Here is a 15619-nt window from a genome sequence, read left to right on the forward strand (position 1 = left end):
CCAACCATGTCACGCACAAAATCGCCAATATGGAAGTTATACTGCCTTAGTTAGGTGCCTCATCCCGCCCTTCGCACGCTTCCTCGCTGCAGCCGCAGCGAACAAGGTAATGAACCGGACCTACCTCAGTTGCAGCGCGACCAGTGCGACCGCGCCGACGACGATCCGATACCAGGCGAAAGGTGCAAATCCGTGACGGCTGACGATGCCGACGAACCAGCGGATCACCACCAGGGCGACGACGAACGAGACGACGAAGCCGATCGCGATGCTCAGCCACTCGCCCTGCCCCAATGTCGCGCCCGACTTGAGCAGATCGTAACCCGAAGCGGCAAGCATCGTCGGAATCGCGAGGAAGAAGGAGAATTCCGCCGCCGCGCGCCGATCGACGCCGAGGCTCAGCGCGCCCATGATCGTCGCGCCCGAGCGGCTGACGCCGGGGATCATCGCGAGACACTGGACGACACCGACGCCGAGCGCGGTGCTCCACGGCATCGCCTCGACCGATTCGATCCGCGCCTGCTTCACCAGCCGCTCGATCACGAGGATGGCGATACCGCCGACGATCAGCGCGATTGCGACCACCGTTGGGCTTTCGAGCAGCGCCTTGACCGCCTTGTAGACGACGACGCCGATCGCCGCGGCGGGCAGGAAGCCGAGCGCGATGTTGCGGACGAACGCCCACGACTTGGGCTGGCCGCCGACCAGGCCGACGGCGACGTCCCAGAACCGCCGCCAATAAAGGACGATCACCGCGAGGATCGCGCCCAATTGGATCACGATGTCGAAGGTGGCGGTCGCCTGGTCCTGCACACCGAGCAAGGTGCCCGCGAGGATCAGATGCCCGGTCGAGGAGACGGGCAGGAATTCGGTGACCCCCTCGACGATGCCGAGGAGGATGACGGTGAGCAGGTCCATGAAAAGTCCTTAAGCGGCGAGGGTTTCGGCGCGGCGACCGAACCGGCCGGTGCGGCGGAAGCGGACGAGCCACTCGGGCGCGACCGCCTGCAGCGGGGTCGGATCGATGCCGAGCGCGGCAAGACCCTGCGCGTCCGGTGCGACGACATTGTCGCGCTGGAGCATCAGCCATTGGTCGTTGGTGATCGGCGCGAACGGCAATTTGGCGAGCAAGGCGCCGGCCGCATCGGGCAATTCGATGATCGACGGGCTGCGGCCGATCGTCTTGGCGATCCAGCGGATGATCTCGCCCATCGTCATCACGTCGGGGCCGCCCAGTTCGAACGTCTGGCCGGCGAAGCGTGCGTCGGTCGCCGCCGCCATCGCATCGCCGACGTCGCCGGCGAACACCGGCTGGAACTTCACCGGCGCGCGCAGCACCGGCACCACCGGCGCCTTGCCGATCATCCCGGCGAAGCGGTTGATGAACTGGTCCTCGCGGCCGAACACGATCGACGGGCGGATGATCGCGGCGTTGGGGAAAGCGGCCTGCACAGCCGCCTCGCCGCGCCCCTTGCTGCTGCCATAGGCGGAGGGCGCGCTCGCATCGGCGCCGATCGCCGACATATGGACCAACGTGCCGACGCCGGCCGCCGCCGCCGCCTCGGCGACGTTGCGCGCGCCGCCGACATGGACGCGCTCGAAATCGCCGGCGAGCAGCCCGACCATGTTGATCACCGCGTCGGCGCCCTGCACCGCGCGCTGCACCGTATCGGGCAGCGTCACGTCGGCGGCGACGAACTGGGTCTGGCCGAGGCCGCCCAACGGCTTGAGAAACCACGCATGCCGCGGATCGCGCTCGGCGACGCGCACCCGCGCGCCGCCGCGCAGCAGCGCCTGCACCACATAGCGGCCGACGAATCCGCCGCCGCCGAAGATCGTAACCAGCTTGTCTTTCATCGCCCGGGCCTCATTTTTTCGTCGCTGTGCTGATGTTTCGCCCCTTGCCCCGCGAAACCCGTGTTGACAAGCGCGGCGACCGCCCCCTAAAGGCCGCCCCCTACCCCGTGCCCAGATGGCGGAATTGGTAGACGCACCAGCTTCAGGTGCTGGCGATCGCAAGGTCGTGGAGGTTCGAGTCCTCTTCTGGGCACCATTTTCCGACCCCGGCGTCTGCCGCGGCCGGACGGCGCGACGCCCCGGCGCGAATGCCGGGCCGCACCGCCCCCACCCAGTCCCTACCCCGCCCGCAGCCAGCGGCGCAGCAGCGTCGTCACCTCGCCGGGACGCTCCATCGGCGAGAGATGGCCGCAGCCGCGCAGCACGTGCAGGCGCGCGCCGGGAATCGCCTCGGCGAGCGCACGCGCGTCGTCGGGGGTGCAGATCCGGTCGCGATCGCCGACCGCGACCAGCGTCGGCACGCGGATCGCGCGAATCGCCTCGGCGATGTCGGGACGGGCGAGCAGCGCCGCCTGCTGGCGCGCGAAGACGGTCGGGCCGAGCCGCTCGGCCATCGCCAGCGCCGGGCCGCTGACGATCGCCGACAGCTGCGGATCGGCATGCGGCGCGGTGGCGATCAGGCCCTGGTCCGCGACGGTGCGCGCCCGCGGCTCCATCGAGGCGCGCGTGCCGAACAGGGCGATGCGGGTGATCCGCTCGGGCGCCTGGCGCACCATCTCCAGCGCGACATACCCGCCCAGGCTGACCCCGGCGACCGCGCCGCGCGGTGGCATCGCGGCGAGCACCCGCGCCGCCATCGCGCCGATCGTCGTATCCTGCGACAGGTCGGCGAAGTCGGGCTCGGCGATGTCGGCGAGGTCCATGATCTGGCGCGCCCACAGGCGCCCGTCGCAGCCCATCGCGGGCAGCAGCATCAGGGGCAGGCGCGGTCGGTCCATATGGTCTCCGGGGGTTGGGGGCGGCGGAAGGCGAGCGGCGCCCCGATCAGCACCAGCACGACGCGGGTGAGATGGTGGACGATGACGAATCCGGGTTCGAGCGACAGGCCGAGCGCGACCATGCTCATCTCGGCCAACCCGCCGGGCGAATAGCCGAGCACCAGCAAGACGGGATCGAGATCGGTCAACGCGGCGATGGCCGCCGCCCAGGCGATGGTGAGCGTCAGCAGGATCGCGGTCGAGCCGGCGGCGAGCAGCAAGGTGCGCCCGAGCGTCGCCAGCGTCAGCCCGACGAAGCGGCAGCCGATCGTCGCCCCCAGCCCGACCTGCGCCGCGCCGACGATCCAGCCGGGGATGCGGAAGTCGCTCAATCCGGTCAGGTGCACCGCGGCGCTGACCGCGAGCGGCCCGATCAGATGCCAGGCGGGCAGCCGCAGCGCCCGGCCGAGCAGCAGCCCGAGCGCGATACAGCCGCCGCCCCAGAGAAGCAGCGCGGGATCGAGCGTGCCGCCACCGGCGGGCGCCGCGGCCATCGCCTGCTCCGCCGCGGGGCGGATCAGATGCACCGCCCAGGGCAGAGCGAAGACGACGAGGAAGATGCGCGCGCCGTGGATCAGCCCGATCGCGCGCTCGTCGGCACCGCGATCGGCCCCCATCAGCACCATTTCGGCGATACCGCCGGGCATGCCGGCGAAATAGGCGGTGGCGGGGTCGAAGCGTGCGACCTTGCGGAAATAGAGCACGCAGAGCAGCGCCGCGCTCGCCAGGAACAGCGGCAGCAGCGCGAGCGGCACCAGCCAGTCGCGCGCCTGCGCGATCAGCCCGGGGTGGAAGCTGCTGCCGAGCACGACGCCGATCACCGCCGCCATCGGCCGCCGCGTCGCCGCCGAGGCGCGGATCGGCGCCCCCGCGACGCTCGCCGCGGCGCAGGCGGCCATCGAGCCGAGCACCCAGGGCAAGGGCGCGCCCGCGGCATGGAACAGCGCGCCGCCCGCGCCGCCGACGAGCAGCGCCGCGGCGAAGCGCAGCCCGATCGAGGCGGCGTCGCGGTTCACCCGGCGACGAACGGAAAGGCGAGCGCGATCATGCCCACCAGCGTCATCACCGCGCAGACCATGATCGCCGGCAGCAAGGTGAAGCGCTGGTGATCGGCGAGATCGACCCCGGCGAGGCTGACCAGCAGATAGGTGGAGGGCACCAGGGGGCTGAGCAGATGCACCGGCTGCCCCATCAGCGAGGCGCGCGCGATCGCGATCGGCGAGACGCCGTAATGCGCCCCCGCCTCGGCGAGGATCGGCAGCATGCCGAAATAGAAGGCGTCGTTGGAGATGAAGAAGGTGAAGGGCAGGCTGAGCAAGGCGGTGATCGGCGCCATATACGGCCCCATCACCGGCGGGATCATGCCGACGACCTCCTTGCTCATCGCCTCGACCATGCCGGTGCCGCCGAGGATACCGGTGAAGATGCCCGCGGCGAAGATCAGCGACACCACCGACAGCACGTTGCCGGCATGCGCGGCGATCCGCTCCTTCTGCTCGGCGACGCCGGGGTAATTGACGATCATCGCGATCGCGAAGGCGATCATCATCAGCACCGACAGCGGCAACAGCCCCCAGACCAGCAGGGTCAGTAGCGTGACGACGAGCAGGCCGTTGAACCAGATCAGCTTGGGCCGCCGCGCCTCGGGATATTGCGACACCGCCATGCCGGTGAAGTCGGTCTCGTCGCGCGTCTGCACCGTGCCGATGCGCACGCGCTCCTTGCGGCCGAACCAAATTGCGAGCGCGAGCAGGCTGGCGAGGCCGGCGATCATGCCGGGGATCAGCGGCAGGAACAAAGTCGCCGGATCGAGCTTCAGCGCGCTCGCCGCACGCGCGGTCGGGCCGCCCCAGGGGGTGAGATTCATGATGCCGCTGGTCGCCATCAACAGGCAGCACAGATACAATCGGTTCATGTCGTAGCGCTTGTAGAGCGGCAGCAGCGCGGCGATCGTGATGATGTAGGTGGTCGACCCGTCGCCATCGAGGCTGACCAGCGCGCACAGCACGACGGTGCCGAGCAGGATGCGCGTCGGATCGCCGTGGACCAGCCGGATCAGCCGGCCGACCAGGGGATCGAACAGGCCGGTATCGGTCATTGTCGAGAAGAACAGGATCGCGAACAGCAGCATCACGCCGGTCGGCGCGAGGTTCTTGATCCCGTCGATCATCATGTCGCCGAGCCCCGCGGCCTGGCCGGCGATCACGCCGAACAGCGTCGGGATGACGATCAGCGCGACCAGCGGCGTCATCCGCTTGGTCATGATGAGCGTCATGAAGGTGGCCACCATCAGGAAGCCGAGCAGCGCCAAATCCATGGGCAAAATCCTTGGAAAGATCAGAAGGTGACGGCGACGCGGGCGCTGACGGTCTCGCCGGAATCGGCGCCGGTGACGGCGCCGCTGCGATTGTCGGTGTCCCAATGGATGCCGTTGACCTGCAGCCGCGTGAAACTGTTGAGGTACCAGTTCACGCCGAGGGTCCCCGCCCAGCCCTCGCCGCCGGTGATGAGGTCGGTGTAATCGAGACTCTCATAGCGCGCGGTCAGCTCGATCGCGCCGGGACCCCCGTCGAAAGTCGGCCGCTTGACCTTGGGCTGGCCGAAACTGCCGAGCCGCGGATTGTACGGCGGCAGGTCGCCGGTGAGGAAGAAGCCGCCCGACACGCTCCACGCCTTGCTGACGAAATCGGGCCGGCCGCCGTCGAGCCGCGCGACGCGCCGCCCCGCCTCGCCCATCACCCACAACGGCCCGCGATAGCCGCCCAGCTCCGCGCCATAGCCGGTGGTGCCGGTGCCGCCGAGCAACGTGCCGGTCGAGACGCGCAGGCCGCCGTTGAAGCGGCCGCCGATCACCGTGTTGCGGGTCAGCGTCGTCGCCGCGGGCGACAGGCTCTCGTCGAAGCCCCAGGCGCCGACGTGCAGCACCGTGTCGTCGGTCTTGACCGGGTTCCAATGCGCGCGGCCCAGCAGCGTGCGTCCGTCGCTCACCGCCTGCGTGCCGTCGACGCGGTCGCCGGTGACGGTCAGCGAGGCGTGGCCGGTCTTCCAGAACAGGCGCGGCATGATGCCGATGCCGTAGAAGCCGCGTTGGGGGATGATCGCGGTGGCGACCGTGGTGCGTTCGAGGAACGGCGTCGAATCCGATCCGGTCGAGCCTTCGAAGCCGCGGTCGTTGAACAGGTGCCCGGCGCGCACGTCGTAATCGAGCCCCGGCCTGATCCGGTCGCGCCAGCCCATGAAGGCGGTGACGACATCGACCTCGTTCTCCGAGAAATCCGCCTCCATCTGGTAGAAGAAATGCGTCCCGACGCCGCCCTCCAGCCCCAGGCGCAGCGCGCGCATGCCGGTGGTGGTGAGGTTGCGCGTGTCCGATTTGGAGCCGAAGGTGCTGCTGACGTCGGCGAGGATGCGGCCGCGCGGCTTGAACGTATAGACGCCGTCGGCCGAGTGGAAGACGGGCAGACCCGCACCCCATTCGGTGGTCACCCCCGACGGATTGTCGCGCGCCGCCGTCGCCTGTGCGACGTCGCGGTCGGCGGGGCCGGGCGGCGCGAGCTGCGGCGCGAACGGCACCGTGCGGCGCACCGGCGGCGGCGCGGCCTGCGCGACCTGCTGCGGCGGCGTCTGCACGGGGGCGGGCGCCGGAGCGGGGGGCGGTGCCGCGGCGAGCGCCTGCTGCCCCTCGACCCGGTCGAGCCGCGCCTTCAACGCCGCGATCTCCGCCGCCTGCGCCCGCACCAATTCGGCGAGTTCCGCCTGCGAGGGCGTCTGCGCGAGCGCAGGCGTGGCGGCGACGAGCGCCAACAGGGCGCATCCGGTACGCAGGATCATGACGTGGGGGCTCCGGCAAGGATCGCCTGCCAGTCGCGCAGGAAGCGCTGGCGGGTGATGCGGTCGAGGGGGACGAGGAGTTGCGGCCCGACGCGGATCGGGCGCGCCTGCGCCGCGGGCAGCCGCCGCGCGGGCACGTCGGCGCGCACCGGCCACAGGCTGCGCGCGGCGAGCAGGCTCTGGCCGCGCCGCGACAACAGGAAATCGAGGAACAGCTTGGCGCTCGCCGGCGCGCGCGCCTGGCGCGCGATGAACGCGATGCGCGAGCTGACGATCGTATAGTCGCTCGGCAGCACCACGCCGAGCCGCGGATCGCGCTTCGCCTGCTCCAGCGCATAGGATGCGACGACGTTATAGGCGATCGCCTGCCGCCCGGCGGCGACCGCGGCGAGCATCGGCTCGGTCCGCTCCGCCAGCACCGGCCTGGTCGCCGCGATCGCCGTCATCAGCGCACGGCTGTCGCGGGTGATCGCGAGATCCTCGGTCAGATACAGATAGCCGACGTTCGACCGCGCCGGATCGAAGGTGGTGACGCGGCCGGTGAATTGCGCGCGCCGCGTGCGCAGCAGCGTCTCGAGCGCGGCATGGCTGCGCGGCCGCTGCGCGTCGGGGATCAGCTTGCGGTTGTAGACGATCCCGATCGGCTCGGCGGTGACGCCATAGCCGATGTTCTTCCACACCGCCTGCGGCGGCAGCGCCGGCTTCTCCGGGCTGGCATAGCTCTGGCCGAAGCCGTCGTTGATCAGCTTGACCTGCAACGCCATCGCCGACGACCAGACGAGGTCCGCCGACGGCCGCCGCGCGCGCGTCTCGCCGACCAGCCGGCGGTAGATCTCGATCGAGCCGAGGTCGACGTAGCGGACGCGGATATTGGGATAGAGCCGGTGGAAGCCGGCGACGACGCCGACCAGCTCGCTGCGGTCGGCATTGCCGTAGACGGTCAGCCCGCCCTCCGCCTTCGCCGCGGCGATCAGCCCGTCGTAGGACCGCGGATAGCCCGCCGGCCGGGTCTGCGCGTGCGCCGTCCCTGCTGCCGCCAGCATCATCATCGTCCCGAATAGGATCGTCCGCATCCCGGCTCCTCTCGCTTTTCCGCTTCTGTGATCGGATAAGCTGCCATCGTGGGATATCCGGCGCACCTGTCAGCAACCTTTCACCGGGTGAAACCATGCGAATCCTGATGATCGAGGACGATGCGGCGCTGGCGAGGAGCATCGCCGCCCTGCTGCGTGCCAGCGGCCACGCGGTCGATCATTCGGCGAGCGGCGAAGAAGGGCTGACGCTGATCTCGGGCGAACCCTATGCGCTCGTCATCCTCGACGTCGGCCTGCCCGGCATCGACGGCTTCACCGTGCTGGAACGGCTGCGCCGGCGCGGCGAGAAGGTGCCGGTACTGATGCTGACCGCGCGCGACGCGCTCGACGACCGGGTGCGCGGGCTCGATCTCGGCGCGGACGATTATCTGCGCAAGCCGTTCGAGCCGCAGGAGCTGGAGGCGCGCGTCCGCGCGCTCGGCCGCCGCCGCGGCGGCGATCCGACCCCGGAGGTGACGATCGGCGCACTGACCCTCAACCGCTCGACCGGCCAGGCCGAGGTCGGCGGCCGCGCGCTCGACCTGCGTCGCCGCGAATGGGCGGTGCTCGACGCGCTCGCCACCCGCGCCGGCCAGGTCGTGCCGCGCGAGCTGCTGCTCGCCGAGGTATTCGGCTATGACGAACCCGTCGGCCCCAATGCGATCGAGGTCAACGTCACCCGCCTGCGCAGCAAGCTCGCCCCCGACGGCCCGCAGATCCGCACCGTGCGCGGCGTTGGGTATCTGCTCGATGCCGGGTGAGGCGGGAGGGCAAGCGCGCCGCCACCGCTACCCGCGCTCCGACGCAGGCGAGACTTTCGCGAAAGTCCCACCCCATACCAAGCCCGTACCCCGGCGGAGGCCGGGGGCCATTTGGGTGAGGGTCGTCGTGACTCACAGTGGCCTTCCCAACAGGGCCCCGGCCTTCGCCGGGGTACACCAAGCGTATTGCGGAGGTCCCCAACCAATCCAGAGTGAGACATGCCCGGAACCCTCCAGAACCCGCCCGGGAATCCGCGCATGACCCCCGCCAGCGCCGCCACCTGATGCCCGCCCCCCGCGCCATCGCGTTGCGCACGCGCCTGCTCGTCGCGATGCTCGGGCCGTTGCTTGGCGTCGCGATCCTGCTCGGCGTCGCCGGCGCGGCGCTGATCGCCGATGTGGTGCGCCGCACCAACGACCGCGTGCTCGGCGGCGCGCTCGGCGCGATCGCCGAGACGGTGCAGGTCGAGCGCGGCGAGGTGACGCTCGATCTGCCGCCCGCCGCCTTCGGCATGTTGGAGAACAGCGAGCGCGACAACGTCTATTACCGTATCGCCGTCGGCGGCGATCTGCTCACCGGCTATGCCGACCTCCCCGCGCCCGCGGCCGATGCACTCGCGATCGACCAGCCGCGCTTCCGCTTCGCCGACTATCGCGACCAGCGCATCCGCATCGCCGAGGTGCGTCGCGCCTTGCCCGGCATCGAGCGCCCCGTCGTCGTCCAGGTCGCCGAGACGCTCGACGGCCGCCGCGCGCTCAGCCGCCGGCTGATGATCGCGCTGCTCGGCGGCGAGCTCGCCCTGGTCGGCATCGCGATGCTGCTGCTGCGCCCGGCGCTCGGCTGGAGCCTGCGCCCGCTCGCCCGGCTGCGCGGCGCGGTCGAGGCGCGCGAGGGCCATGCCGCGCCCGACCTGTCGCCGATCGACGCCGGCCCGCTGCCGCTCGAATTGCGCCCGCTCGCCGAGGCGTTCGACCGGCTGCTCGCCCAGCTCGACACCGCCACCGCCGCGACGCGCCGCTTCACCGCCGACGCCTCGCACCAGATGCGCACGCCGCTGTCGGTGCTCAAGGTGCAGATCGAGCTTGCCCGCCGCGGCTCGCGCGAGGCGCTCGACGAGATCGCCACCGCCGCCGCGCGGCTCGAACGGCTGCTGATCCAACTGCTCGCGCTCGCCCGCGCCGAGGAAGCGGGCGCGGCGCCGCCGCTCGAACGCGTCGATCTGCGCGAGGTCGCGGTGCGCGTCATCAGCCGCCGCATCGGCCAAGCGATCGACGCCGGCGTCGAACTCCAGCTCGACGCCGCGGCGACCCCCGCCTGGGTGCACGGCCATCGCACGCTGCTGGTCGAGATTCTCAGCAACCTCATCGACAACGGCATCCGCTACAACCGGCGCGGCGGCACCGTCACCGTCGCGATCCGCGCGGCCGGCGGCGGCGTCGATCTGTCGGTCCGCGACGACGGCCCCGGGATCGCCGCAGCCGACCGCGACCGCGCACTGGAGCGGTTCGTCCGGCTCGGCGACCGCCATGCGCCCGACGGCAGCGGCCTCGGCCTCGCCGTCGTCCGCTCCGCCGCGGCGCGGATCGGCGCGACCTTGCGGCTGGCCGACGCCGAACCCGGCCTCGTCGTCCTCCTCCACCTGCCCGACGCGCCGTCGCCCTGACGAACCCGGCCATAGTAAATGGCTGGTTAACCGGCATTATCCTCATATCGGTTCGATTAGTTTCGGCCGACGTGCTCCGCGATGCTGACGACACCTGTCGACATCGTCCGGCTTTGCTTTGCGTTTTCGATTGCATTGTCTGGCAACTAATTGCGATACTTGGGGTTGTTGATGAAACAAGTGGGAGAGCACGGTGGACGAACCGCGCGTTAGTTCATGGTTCGATGCCTTCTCTGCCGAGAAGACGCGGCAGCTCGCCGTGGATCGCAGCCGGGCGGTATCGATGCGCGGCAGCACCGAACTGGCGCGGATCGTCGATGTCGTGCGCGATCATTATCACCGCCCCTATGCAGCGATCTCGATCATCGACAAACGCTCGCAGGTGCTGCTCGCCGAACGCGGCCTCGGCATCGCCGAGACGGCGCGCAGCACCGCTTTCTGCGCGGTGACGATCCAGCAGGGCGGCCATGCGCTCGTCGTTCCCGACGCGCGCGAGGATGCCCGCTTCGCCAAGTTCGACAGCGTCACCGGCGATCCCTTCGTCCGCTTCTATGCGGGCGTGCCGATCCACGACGAGGCGGGCATGGCGCTCGGTGCGATCTGCATCGCCGACAGCGCGCCGCTGACCGAGGATTTCGACCGCTCGCTGCTCGTCATGATGGCGCACGAAGCCGAACGCGCCATCGCTGCCATCGCCCCCGCCACGCCCGCCGCGCCGACGCCCTGGCGGCTACGGCTCGAATCCGACGTGTGATCGGCGCGGAAGGCAGGCGACCGTCGCCGGGCACGGCAAATCACCCGATCGGCATAACGATGGGCGCTACGCCACGCGCGTGGCTCGCGGCATAGTATCGGGATGTCGTCGCTTCCCCCTCCCGTGATCGAAACCGCTGCCGGACCGGTCGAAGGGCGCCGCCTCGGCGCGCTTACCGTCTTTCGCGGCATTCCCTATGCCGCGGCTCCCGTCGGGGCGCGGCGGTTCGCGCCGCCGGCGCCGGTGACGCGCTGGTCCGGCGTGCGGCAGGCGGTCGCGCCCGGTCCCAACGCGCCGCAGCGGACGCGCAAGCTGCCCGGCCTCGATGCCGCGCCGCTGATCGGCGAGGGCTGGACGCCGGGCGACGAGTATCTCGCGCTCGACGTCTGGTGCCCGGCGGGAGTGGACGCAGAAGAGGACAAGGCGCGCCCGGTCATGGTGTTCATCCACGGCGGCGGTTTCGTCGTCGGCAGCAAGGACGCGGGCGTACAGACCGGCGCGAGCTTCGCGCGCGACGGCATCGTCTATGTCGCGATCAACTATCGCATGGGGGTCGACGGCTTCCTGCCGATCCCCGGCGTGCCGACCAACCTCGGCCTGCGCGACATGATCGCCGCGCTCGGCTGGGTGCGCGACGAGATCGCGGCCTTCGGCGGCGACCCCGCCAACGTCACCGTGTTCGGCGAGAGCGCGGGCGCGATGGCGATCGCCGACCTGATCGCATCGCCGCTCGCCAAGGAGCTGTTCCATCGTGCCATCGTGCAGAGCGGCCATGGCGGCATGACCCGCACGATCCCCGTCGCGCAGCGGCTGGTGAAGAAGATGGCCGCGCTGCTCGATGTCACCCCCGATCGCGCCGGTTTCGAACGCGTCGCCTCCGGCGAGCCCTTGCTCGACGCGGTCGAGACGGTCTCGCTGCCCACCACCCGGCTCGATCTGCGTGGCGCGGACGGGCGCGAGCCGGTGTTCGGGATCAGCCGCTTCGTCCCCGTCCACGGCGACGACGTGCTGCCGCTCGCTCCGCTCGACGCGCTCAGACAGGGCGCCGGTGCCGAGGTCGCGTTGCTGATCGGCAGCAACCGCGAGGAGATGAACCTCTACCTCGTCCCCAGCGGCGTCCGCGACAAATTGAACACCGCGATCGGCAAGCTGCTCGCCTGGGTCGTGCTGCGCAAGTCGCAGCCGCGTGCGTGGGCGGTCCTCAAGGCCTATGGCATGGGGCGCGGCAAGCCCGCCGGACAGGCGCTGACCGATGCGATGACCGACCTCGTCTTTCGCTGGCCCGCGCGCCGGTTCGCCGAGGAGCATCGCGGCCGCACGCATATGTACGAATTCGAATGGCGCTCGCCGCGCTACGACGACGGGCTCGGCGCATCGCACGGCATGGAATTGCCCTTCGTCTTCGACAGCCTCGCCAAGTGCACCGGCGCGGAAGGGCTGTGCGGCGATGCGCCGCCGCAGCACCTCGCCGACCGCATCCACGCGCTCTGGGTGCAATTCGCCCGCGACGGCAGCCTCCCCTGGGCGCCGTTCGAGCGCGACGGCCGCATCGTCTACCAGCTCGCCGCCGGCCAGCCGGTCGCCGAGCCGGTGATGCCCGCCGCCGCCTTCCTGCCCTGATCGGATTCCCCTCATGTATCTCGACCGCCTGCGCCTCGACGGGCGCACCGCCTTCGTCACCGGCGCCGCGCAGGGCATCGGCTATGCCTGCGCCGATGCGCTGGGCGAGGCCGGCGCGCGCGTCATCCTCGCCGACCGCGATCCCGACGCGCTCGGTGCCGCGATCGAGCGCCTGCGCGCGCGCGGCCGCGCCATCGACGGCGTGCTGCTCGACGTCGCCGATCCCGCCGCGGTGACGCGCATCGCCGACAGCGCCGGCGCGGTCGACATCCTCGTCAACAACGCCGGCATCGCGCGCAGCGACACCCCCGCCGAGGACGTCACCGACGAACAATGGCGCAACGTCCTCGACGTCAACCTCAACGGCACCTTCTGGTGCGCGCGCGCCTTCGGCCGGCATATGCTCGCGCGCGGCACGGGCAGCATCGTCAACATCGGCTCGATGTCGGGGCTCATCGTCAACCGCCCGCAGCCGCAGAGCTATTACAACGCCAGCAAGGCCGCAGTGCACCAGCTCACCCGCAGCCTCGCCGCCGAATGGGCACCGCGCGGCGTCCGCGTCAACGCGGTCGCGCCGACCTATATCGCCACACCGCTCAACGCCTTCGCCGACAAGCAGAGCGAGATGTACCGCCGCTGGATCGACGGCACGCCGCAGGCCCGGCTCGGCGAGCCCGAGGAGGTCGCCTCGATCGTCCACTTCCTCGCCAGCGACGCCGCCAGCCTGATGACCGGCAGCATCGTCCTCGCCGACGGCGGCTACAGCTGCTGGTGATCGGCGAAGCGGCAGAGCCGATCGGCATATCCGCCTTACCTTTCGGATAGGTAGCGAAAGGCGCACAAACCTTTCTGACAGGTGGGCGGAGACTCACCGGCCGAAGAGAGGATAAAAGATGCGCCTTCGCACCCTGTTTGCCGTCACCACCGCGCCCGTTGCACTGCTCGCCTTCGCCGCACCCGCCGCCGCGCAGGTCGCCGAAGCTCCCGACGTCACCGACACCGCCCCGCCCGGCCGCGCCACCGGCGCCGCGCCGCAGACCGGCGACCAGGATATCGTCGTCACCGCCCGCAAGCGCGCCGAATCGCTGCTCGACGTGCCGATCGCCGCCACCGCGATCAGCGGCAACACTTTGACCGAGCGCGGCGTCAATTCGGTGCGCGAGGCCGCGTCGCTCACCCCCGGGCTCAACATCGCCAGCGACGGTGCCGGCCGCGCCTTCGTCTCGATCCGCGGCGTCGGCGTCACGCTGGTGCAATCGGTGCAGCCCGGCGTCGGCCTGTTCATCAACGGCATCTACCAGCCCAACACGTCCTATCTCAACAATCCGCTGCTCGACATCGACCGGATCGAGGTGCTGCGCGGCCCGCAGGGCACGCTGTACGGCAAGAACACGCTGGGCGGCGCGATCAACGTCATCACCCGCCAGCCGTCGAACGAGACCGAGGCACGCGGCAATTTCAGCTTCGCCGGCCCCGACGACAGCATCCTCGCCTCCGCCTCGGTCAGCGGCCCGATCATCAAGGACGTGCTGCAGGTCCGCGTCGCCGCCGGCCACCGCCAGCAGGACGGCTTCCTGCGCAACAATCTGCTCGGCATCGATGCCAGCCCGTTCAAGACCGATTCGCTCAACACCACGATCCGCTTCGTGCCGACCGGCGACGTCGTGCTGACCGTCAACGGCTATTACGACTGGGTCGACGGCGCCAACACGCCTTATGCGCGCGTCACCGGCCCGACCGATTATTCGCGCATCGTCCAGTTCAACGCGCCCAACCGCATCCAGTATCGCTATCGCGGCGTCAACGCGCGGCTGGAGACGCCGATCGAGGCGATCAATTCCAAATTCACCCTCGTCGGCTCCTATGACGCGCGCAACGGCGTGTCGCCCAACAGCGATGCCGATTTCGGCCCCGCCGACATCGCGCGCAGCAACGGCACCGACAGCCTGCGCACCAAGACGGTCGAGACCCGCCTCGACACCGAACTCGGCGGCACGCTCAGCACCCTGCTCGGCCTGTTCTACAGCCGTGAGGAGGCGACCGCGTTCGACCGCACCCGCATCCTGCCCGCCAACCTCACCCGCCTGACCAACAACGCCACCAAGGCGGACACCTATGCCGCCTTCGGCACGATCTTCTGGAAGCCGACCCCGGCGTGGGAGATCGCGCTCGGCCTGCGCTACGATCACGAGAAGCGCAGCGCCGACGGCGATATCGCGATCACCGTCGGTGCCGCGACGCTGCCGACCACCATCTCCAACGCGCAGCTCAAGTCCGATCAGGTCGAACCGCGCCTGTCGGTCACCCGCCACTGGACCAGCCAGCTGATGACCTATGCGTCGGTGGCGCGCGGCTATCGCGGCGGCGGCTTCAACGCGCCGACCGCGCCGATCCGCACCTACAAGGGCGATTCGGCATGGACCTATGAGATCGGCTCGAAATACGTCTCGCCCAATCGCGCGTTCAGCCTGTCGGGCGACGTCTTCTACAACGATTATTCCAACTATATCGGCCTCAACTCGATCGCGCCGGCGGCGGGCGGCGGCCTCGTCACCGTCGATCTCAACAGCGGTGACGTCGAAAGCTACGGCGCCGAGCTGGAGGCGACGGTGCGGCCGGTGTCCAACTGGACGATCAACGGCAGCGTCACCTACATCCACGCCCGCCTGACCGATTCCTCGCCCTATACGCTGGTCACCGGCCGCACGTTGTCGTCGGACCGGCTGACCTTCCAGCCCGATTTCAGCGGCAATATCTACAGCGACTATACCATCCGCCTCGGCGGCGAGGATACGCTGACGCTGACCGGCGGCGTCGTCGCCAAGGGCAGCCGCCTCGCCGCGACGCTCAACCAGACGACGCCGACCTTCCTGCGCCCCTATGCGCTGGTCAACGCCGCGATCACCTATCGCACCGGTCCGCTGGAGGTTGCGGCGTTCGCCAACAACCTTCTCCAGAAGAACTATTTCGACGCCTATATCGAAAAGACGACGCTCGCCCTCGCCGGCCTGCCCGCCTCCGATCTCGGCATCATCGGCGATCGCCGCCGCATCGGCGTCCGCCTCGGCTTCAGGTTCTAGGT

The 15619-nt window shown here is 70.1% G+C and carries 13 protein-coding genes and 1 tRNA gene; 7 read left to right on the forward strand and 7 right to left on the reverse strand.

Translation table 11 applies throughout. From position 1 onward, the window contains the following. Window positions 1-120: 120 nt before the first annotated feature. Together SFC76_RS17070 and SFC76_RS17075 are read right to left on the reverse strand one after the other, a co-directional pair. On the reverse strand, window positions 121-918 hold the full coding sequence (locus tag SFC76_RS17070; RefSeq protein ID WP_322850607.1) for an undecaprenyl-diphosphate phosphatase: 798 nt from the start codon (window positions 916-918) through the stop codon (window positions 121-123). A 9-nt stretch (window positions 919-927) separates the two neighbouring features. Further along, entirely contained in the window at window positions 928-1857 is a 930-nt protein-coding gene (locus SFC76_RS17075; protein ID WP_322850608.1) for a complex I NDUFA9 subunit family protein, read from the reverse strand. 109 nt (window positions 1858-1966) lie between these two features. Between SFC76_RS17075 and SFC76_RS17080 the strand changes: the two genes are divergently transcribed. Next, window positions 1967-2053, forward strand: a tRNA-Leu gene (locus SFC76_RS17080). Window positions 2054-2135: 82 nt separating this feature from the next. On the opposite strand, the gene SFC76_RS17085 is transcribed toward SFC76_RS17080, so the two are convergent. Genes SFC76_RS17085 through SFC76_RS17105 form a run of 5 tightly spaced genes read right to left on the reverse strand, consistent with a single transcriptional unit; the run spans window position 2136 to window position 7738 of the window. Beyond that, window positions 2136-2795: an alpha/beta fold hydrolase gene (locus SFC76_RS17085; RefSeq protein ID WP_322850609.1), complete on the reverse strand. Its 660-nt coding sequence runs from the start codon at window positions 2793-2795 to the stop codon at window positions 2136-2138. Then, window positions 2771-3850 (reverse strand): AbrB family transcriptional regulator, encoded by a 1080-nt coding sequence (locus SFC76_RS17090; RefSeq protein WP_322850610.1) that lies wholly within the window; start codon window positions 3848-3850, stop codon window positions 2771-2773. Before SFC76_RS17090 ends, SFC76_RS17085 begins: the two co-directional genes overlap by 25 nt. Beyond that, entirely contained in the window at window positions 3847-5151 is a 1305-nt protein-coding gene (locus SFC76_RS17095; RefSeq protein ID WP_322850611.1) for a CitMHS family transporter, read from the reverse strand. Before SFC76_RS17095 ends, SFC76_RS17090 begins: the two co-directional genes overlap by 4 nt. Before the next feature lie 20 nt (window positions 5152-5171). Continuing rightward, entirely contained in the window at window positions 5172-6665 is a 1494-nt protein-coding gene (locus tag SFC76_RS17100) for an OprO/OprP family phosphate-selective porin (protein WP_322850612.1), read from the reverse strand. Next, the gene (locus SFC76_RS17105; protein ID WP_322850613.1) at window positions 6662-7738 is read right to left on the reverse strand and encodes an ABC transporter substrate-binding protein; all 1077 of its coding nucleotides are present in this window, start codon (window positions 7736-7738) and stop codon (window positions 6662-6664) included. Before SFC76_RS17105 ends, SFC76_RS17100 begins: the two co-directional genes overlap by 4 nt. 95 nt (window positions 7739-7833) lie before the next feature. Here SFC76_RS17105 and SFC76_RS17110 point away from each other — a divergent pair, with 95 nt between their 5' ends. The 6 genes from SFC76_RS17110 (at window position 7834) to SFC76_RS17135 (ending at window position 15617) form a co-directional block, all read left to right on the forward strand. Next, window positions 7834-8499, forward strand: a complete 666-nt coding sequence (locus SFC76_RS17110; protein WP_416222438.1) for a response regulator transcription factor — start codon at window positions 7834-7836, stop codon at window positions 8497-8499. 284 nt (window positions 8500-8783) lie between these two features. Next, a complete protein-coding gene (locus tag SFC76_RS17115) occupies window positions 8784-10163 on the forward strand; it encodes a sensor histidine kinase (RefSeq protein ID WP_322850615.1) in 1380 nt (459 codons plus the stop codon). Between the two features lie 193 nt (window positions 10164-10356). After that, window positions 10357-10917 carry a GAF domain-containing protein gene (locus SFC76_RS17120; protein WP_322850616.1) on the forward strand — a complete coding sequence of 187 codons (561 nt, stop codon included), beginning with the start codon at window positions 10357-10359 and terminating at the stop codon, window positions 10915-10917. A 102-nt stretch (window positions 10918-11019) separates the two neighbouring features. Continuing rightward, window positions 11020-12537 (forward strand): carboxylesterase/lipase family protein, encoded by a 1518-nt coding sequence (locus tag SFC76_RS17125; protein ID WP_322850617.1) that lies wholly within the window; start codon window positions 11020-11022, stop codon window positions 12535-12537. Window positions 12538-12550: 13 nt separating this feature from the next. Continuing rightward, entirely contained in the window at window positions 12551-13312 is a 762-nt protein-coding gene (locus tag SFC76_RS17130) for an SDR family NAD(P)-dependent oxidoreductase (protein WP_322850618.1), read from the forward strand. A 118-nt stretch (window positions 13313-13430) separates the two neighbouring features. Beyond that, complete coding sequence (locus SFC76_RS17135; protein WP_322850619.1) at window positions 13431-15617, forward strand: TonB-dependent receptor; 2187 nt, start codon at window positions 13431-13433, stop codon at window positions 15615-15617. The last annotated feature ends 2 nt before the right edge of the window (window positions 15618-15619 follow it).

The organism is Sphingomonas sp. CD22 (assembly GCF_034556155.1).
Lineage (GTDB): Bacteria > Pseudomonadota > Alphaproteobacteria > Sphingomonadales > Sphingomonadaceae > Sphingomonas.

Excerpts from the sequence above, each read along its gene's own strand:
- SFC76_RS17070 (WP_322850607.1), bottom strand. The coding sequence starts at position 918 with ATGGACCTGCTCACCGTCATCCTCCTCGGCATCGTCGAGGGGGTCACC.
- SFC76_RS17075 (WP_322850608.1), bottom strand. The coding sequence starts at position 1,857 with ATGAAAGACAAGCTGGTTACGATCTTCGGCGGCGGCGGATTCGTCGGC.
- SFC76_RS17085 (WP_322850609.1), bottom strand. The coding sequence starts at position 2,795 with ATGGACCGACCGCGCCTGCCCCTGATGCTGCTGCCCGCGATGGGCTGC.
- SFC76_RS17095 (WP_322850611.1), bottom strand. The coding sequence starts at position 5,151 with ATGGATTTGGCGCTGCTCGGCTTCCTGATGGTGGCCACCTTCATGACG.
- SFC76_RS17100 (WP_322850612.1), bottom strand. The coding sequence starts at position 6,665 with ATGATCCTGCGTACCGGATGCGCCCTGTTGGCGCTCGTCGCCGCCACG.
- SFC76_RS17105 (WP_322850613.1), bottom strand. The coding sequence starts at position 7,738 with ATGCGGACGATCCTATTCGGGACGATGATGATGCTGGCGGCAGCAGGG.
- SFC76_RS17110 (WP_416222438.1), top strand. The coding sequence starts at position 7,834 with ATGCGAATCCTGATGATCGAGGACGATGCGGCGCTGGCGAGGAGCATC.
- SFC76_RS17115 (WP_322850615.1), top strand. The coding sequence starts at position 8,784 with ATGCCCGCCCCCCGCGCCATCGCGTTGCGCACGCGCCTGCTCGTCGCG.
- SFC76_RS17125 (WP_322850617.1), top strand. The coding sequence starts at position 11,020 with ATGTCGTCGCTTCCCCCTCCCGTGATCGAAACCGCTGCCGGACCGGTC.
- SFC76_RS17130 (WP_322850618.1), top strand. The coding sequence starts at position 12,551 with ATGTATCTCGACCGCCTGCGCCTCGACGGGCGCACCGCCTTCGTCACC.
- SFC76_RS17135 (WP_322850619.1), top strand. The coding sequence starts at position 13,431 with ATGCGCCTTCGCACCCTGTTTGCCGTCACCACCGCGCCCGTTGCACTG.